General features: G+C 48.4%; 6 protein-coding genes. 1 reads left to right on the top strand and 5 read right to left on the bottom strand.

The window, feature by feature from the left end:
• The coding region (locus GX089_05835; protein ID NLP01993.1) for a hypothetical protein at window positions 1-463 on the bottom strand (463 nt) is incomplete at its 3' end.
• A 180-nt stretch (window positions 464-643) separates the two neighbouring features.
• Between GX089_05835 and GX089_05830 the strand changes: the two genes are divergently transcribed.
• Window positions 644-835, top strand: a complete 192-nt coding sequence (locus GX089_05830) for a hypothetical protein (protein NLP01992.1) — start codon at window positions 644-646, stop codon at window positions 833-835.
• 15 nt (window positions 836-850) lie between these two features.
• Here the strand turns inward: GX089_05830 and GX089_05825 are convergent, their stop codons facing one another.
• The 4 genes from GX089_05825 to GX089_05810 all read right to left on the bottom strand — a co-directional run.
• Window positions 851-1,579, bottom strand: coding sequence for a hypothetical protein (locus GX089_05825; protein ID NLP01991.1), 729 nt, complete (start codon window positions 1,577-1,579; stop codon window positions 851-853).
• 152 nt (window positions 1,580-1,731) lie between these two features.
• Window positions 1,732-2,829 (bottom strand): PilT/PilU family type 4a pilus ATPase, encoded by a 1,098-nt coding sequence (locus tag GX089_05820; GenBank protein ID NLP01990.1) that lies wholly within the window; start codon window positions 2,827-2,829, stop codon window positions 1,732-1,734.
• Entirely contained in the window at window positions 2,826-3,920 is a 1,095-nt protein-coding gene (locus GX089_05815; GenBank protein ID NLP01989.1) for an aminopeptidase P family protein, read from the bottom strand. Before GX089_05815 ends, GX089_05820 begins: the two co-directional genes overlap by 4 nt.
• Before the next feature lies 1 nt (window position 3,921).
• Window positions 3,922-4,870, bottom strand: a 949-nt coding sequence (locus GX089_05810; protein ID NLP01988.1) for a tetratricopeptide repeat protein, incomplete at its 5' end; no start/stop codon positions are given.

The raw sequence follows: 4,870 nt of genomic DNA, 5'->3' as shown, positions 1-4,870 counted from the left end.
TTGTGTTTCCCTCCCAGATAAGCATCCCGGAACTGTTACGAATACTGACCCTAAGGTCTATCTCGCTTCTCTGGTTCATCTCTTCACTTATAAAAAACCTGGTGACCTCGCATTCAATGATCAGATCCCCCTCCTTTGAACTCTCAATCCCCAGATAGTCAAGTGCAGAGAGCATCCCGGAACGGCACCACCTGGCGATATCCTGCGTAGTTGTCAAAGGCACCAGCTCCCCTCCGGCTATCCTGTCAGGATCAACGCTGCCTATTAGAGACTTGTTCTCCCTGCTGTCAGTGAAAGGAGGGATAACAATCTTTAAACCACTGTAGATCTGAAGCGGTTCAGTATCAAAATCACTTTTCAAAAGATTCGGTTTCCACTTTACCGGTCCATCTCCCCCCTTCCTGGGAGCTGAACCGCAAAAACCGAAAAGTAACAGGCAGAAAAAAACCAACAGATTGCGCATACTTCCGCTCCATTGACAATCACATTTCACACTCTGAACAGTTTATTATCAATATACAATTCCATTCATGTCAAAGAATCAAATTACTGCCTGAGAGCCGTTTTTTTTGTTGGCACAAAACTTGGAGTTTTAAGATAACAGAGAAGAAAAAACTGCTTTCCCTTGAGTAAGGAGCAGACAATGAGAAAAAATGGAGCATCAGAAAGAGTCGGACGGGGTAAAGGACTGGAAATCTCACGCGCTGACAACCACATTCCCTTCATGGCAGGACGGCCCCGGAGAGATGCAGCTATAGGCAAAGATGACCTCATGAATCTGCAGATAGCAATATACACCTGCAAATCACTGGAGGACTTCCTTGCCATCACTTAAGAGCAGATACAGAAGCTACTTCTTTTTACCGCTCTGGCTGTCAAGAAACCGGTTTTTCTGTACAAAACTGTCTATGTCAGACTGTAAATCAAACTCTGATGTGGCATACTTTCCGTCGGCTCGCACAGAGATCCTCTGCCCGGCCACTATCATCTTCCACTGCTCAAGAGTAACCTCAAAAGGAGGAGGTACCTCCTCCGGACCAGAAACCTCCTGCGGCTCACCAGCTATCTCCTTCTTACCTCCAGAAAGCCGCTTGTTTAAGCCCTTCGATGGCCCCACCGCAACCCTGCCATCGTAAACACTGACATCCATCGATGAATCCACAGCAGATTTCATGTCAAAAACAGTCCCCCTTATGGAGGCCACAGCCGTGGGAGAAGACATGTCAAACTGACGCCTCCCCGAGGTCAGCTTCTTCATATTTACCCACACCCGCCCCATCACCAGTTCAGACTTCACCTCCTGAGGTGTAGATTCCTCAATTATCAGACTCGACATCTCTCCCAGCCTGACAATCTCACCATTTTTATAAACCATCTCAATCAGAGACTCCTCTTCAGAACTTATCATATCACCCTTCTGTAAAGTCATTCCGGGACGAGCCGGCCTGGGCTGCCCCGCTTCTCCCCTCTTTACCTTCCCTGTACCCTCTATCGATGTCACCTTGGCCGCCCACTCACCAGCTATCACAGGAACTACCGCCAGCAGTGACAAAGTTATAACCACAGCAACTCTTTTCATCTCTTTACACTCCCTGTTCCCTGCTATTTGTTAATTGTCTTATAAGCATTCTTCAGTCTCCACGCCATTTCTGCGAAAGCAGAAATCCAGTCCTGACATAATTCACAGTCCCCGGCCAGGATTTCCAAACACCCTCTGAATTCTCTCCCTTCTCACATCATCCATGTACGGTCCGATGTGCCCTGAACACCACGCACCTTCAGATCAAAATCATCAGGATTGCTTGCGTACTGCTTTGCCACCTGAAGCGAGATCAGTTCCTCCTGGTAAAGATTCAGCAGTGATTGATCGAAAGTCTGTGATCCGTACTGGGTGTAGCCATCCGCTATCGCCTGTAAAATAAGGTGCGACTTGTCAGGCTGCATTATCAACTCAGCGATATTGGCATTATTTATCAGAATCTCCGATGCCGGAACTCTCCCCTGACCGTCAAGCCTGGGAAGAAGTCGCAGTGAAATTATAGCCACAAGAACATTGGAGAGAACAAGACGGATCTGATCGTGCTGATGAGGAGGGAAAAAGGAGATAATTCTGGAGATGGTCTCTACTGTGTTCATGGTGTGAAGTGTGCTCACTACCAGATGTCCCGTGTCGGCAGCACTCAGCGCTGTCTCCATAGTCTCCCTGTCACGTATTTCACCGATGAGAATGATATCGGGATCCTGACGAAAGCTGGCCCTGAGAGCATCGGCAAAAGAGCGCGTATCAGGCCCGACCTCCCTTTGCGCGATAATACTCTTTTTGTCTTTGTAAAGAAACTCTATGGGATCCTCTATTGTCACCACATTGCAGGAAGCATTGTTGTTTATGTGCTCTATCATCGAGGCAAGAAGAGTGGATTTACCGCTTCCGGTTGTTCCTGTCACCAGAATGAAACCACGCTTGTGCATTGCTATGTCCAGAATCACCTGGGGAAGACACAGCTCGTTGAAATCCGGAACACGTGTCTTGATATACCTTACAGCAACCGACGATGTGCCACGCTGACGATAAGCGTTAATCCTGAATCTTCCTATTCCCCTCACCCCTACGGCAAAATCGTATTCATTGCTCTTATGGAATTCACTATACTGCTCAGGACTCATCAGCGACTGAAGAGACTGCTCCATCTCATCGGGCTTGACAGGATCGGTTTGAAGTCTGAACAGTTCACCGTTTATCCTCAGTACCGGAGTGACTCCTGCTCTCATGTGTAAATCAGAGGCATTCTTTTCAACCATCAGTTTGAGAAGAGATTGTATGGAAATCATAGCTCGATAAGCTCGTGAGAAAAAGTGGTCAATACATCATTTCCGTTCTTGTGAAGAACAACCATGTCCTCGATTCTGACACCTCCGAATCCCGGCACATAGATCCCCGGCTCTATGGTAACGACAGTGTTCTCCTGAAGGAATTCATTTACATGAGGACTGACCCTGGGCCGCTCATGCACACGCAACCCCACACCATGACCCAGCGCATGCCCGAACTCCTCCCTGTAGCCTGCCCCCGCGATAATATCCCGTGCTATTTTGTCAAGCTCAACAGACCTCATACCCGCCCTGGCAGCTTCAACAGCCCTCGCCTGCGCAGACTTGACAACCGCGTATATTTCCCGCTGACGTGTGCTGGCCTTGCCCATTACCACAGTCCTGGTCATATCCGAACAGTAACCATCAACAACACAGCCGAAATCCACCAGAACATAATCACCTCTGGCAAGCTTTTTGGCGGAGGGCCGCCCATGAGGCAGTGCCGAACGGGCCCCGAAAAGCACTATGGTCTCAAACGATGTCCTCTGGGAACCTCCCTCACTGCAGAACAGTTCCAGCATCGATGCCGCCTCGATCTCCGTCATCCCAGGCTCCAGACGCTCCAGAAACCATTTTAAAGCAGTGTCACCAATCTCAGCAGCCTGTCTCATCACCTCTATCTCCTGACGAAGCTTCACCTCGAATATCCGGGCAATCTCCTGCGAAACAGACTTGAACACCACTCCTTTCAGAGTCTTCTTCAGTTCAGAAAATCGATCAACCGTAAGCTCGTTTCCCTGGAACCCCACGGTTGCTCCAGAGGAGATTAACTTTTTCAGAGACTCCTGTAAACTCTTCTTCACCAGAATAAATGTCCAGACCGGATTACGGGCACAGAATTTACAGGCGGCTTCCTGATACCTGAAATCCGTCAGGAGATAATTCTTCTTTCGGGAAATAAGCACCGAAACACTGGATGAGCAGAAACCACACAGGTACCGCACATCAATCGAATCAGTAAGCAGAATATTAGAGAGCTTTTTTTCGACAAGCAGATCCCTTAACGCATTCAGCCTTGTATTCTGCAAATATCCTCTTTTCCGGTTCACCTTAAGCCTTTTTCCCTCTTGAGCTCTTTTTGTTCTTCTTTATTCTGACTCCCGCCAGAGGACGCTTGTCACCGGAACTCTTCTTCTTTCCGGATGTCCTGCCGGATGAATGCATCATCCTCTTTTCCGATCCAGATTTCCCCTTTACTGAGGTTCTTGACGGCTTCTGAGGCTTGACTTCAGGGGCAGCAGCCCCGTTTATCAGCATCGCCTGCTTTACCTCCTCCAGCCTCCTCTTCAGCTTTCCGTTTTCAGGATCTCTGTCAAGCAATCTGGTGTAAATCTGAACCGCCAGAGCGTACTGTCCCTGCTGATAATAGATATCGGCAAGTGTAGGTGTTAATACATGGTCCGGAATCGAATATGAACTCTCAACCGGTTCCGGTTCAGCCTCCACTTCTTCTCTGTCGTCCCGGGCAATCTCGGCGGCAGACTCTTTTTCCGGTACGGAACCACCCGGTGTTTCATCTGTAAGCGGTTCTTCACCTGTAAATACTTTTTCCATCTCATACCTGAAACCGGGTGCTTCTTCCCGTTCACCGGTGTCTTTACTATCCTCTTCGACACTCACGGACTCAGGCAAAACAGTCATCACTTCATTTTCAACATTGTCATCCGATAGAGTACCTGTACCGGCAGTATCTTCCTCTGAGCCATCCAACTCCGGTACAAGTGCCACAGTTTTTTCCTCAGGAGATTCATCTTCCAGACTGACTTCCTCAAACTGCTGCTTTATATCATTCCAGGAGATAAGCACCGCATCATCACCGCCTGAACTCCCGATATCATCACTCTTAGCCGGTTCATTACGCTCCTCTTGAAAACCCACTATCGACAGATCATCCTCATCTGCCTTTTCAGAGCTGAGATCTTCGGCAATTTCCGGTTCCACCCCGGTAATATCATCATCTGTCGACAGATCACTTTCCGGTTTCTTAGAAATATCTTCC

Source organism: Fibrobacter sp. (assembly GCA_012523595.1).
Classification (GTDB): domain Bacteria; phylum Fibrobacterota; class Chitinivibrionia; order Chitinivibrionales; family Chitinispirillaceae; genus JAAYIG01.
This window is presented reverse-complemented; position numbering and strand designations above follow the sequence as displayed.

Bases quoted from the DNA above. Each gene is read 5' to 3' on its own strand.
- GX089_05825 (NLP01991.1), bottom strand. From the start codon at position 1,579: ATGAAAAGAGTTGCTGTGGTTATAACTTTGTCACTGCTGGCGGTAGTT.
- GX089_05820 (NLP01990.1), bottom strand. From the start codon at position 2,829: ATGATTTCCATACAATCTCTTCTCAAACTGATGGTTGAAAAGAATGCC.
- GX089_05830 (NLP01992.1), top strand. From the start codon at position 644: ATGAGAAAAAATGGAGCATCAGAAAGAGTCGGACGGGGTAAAGGACTG.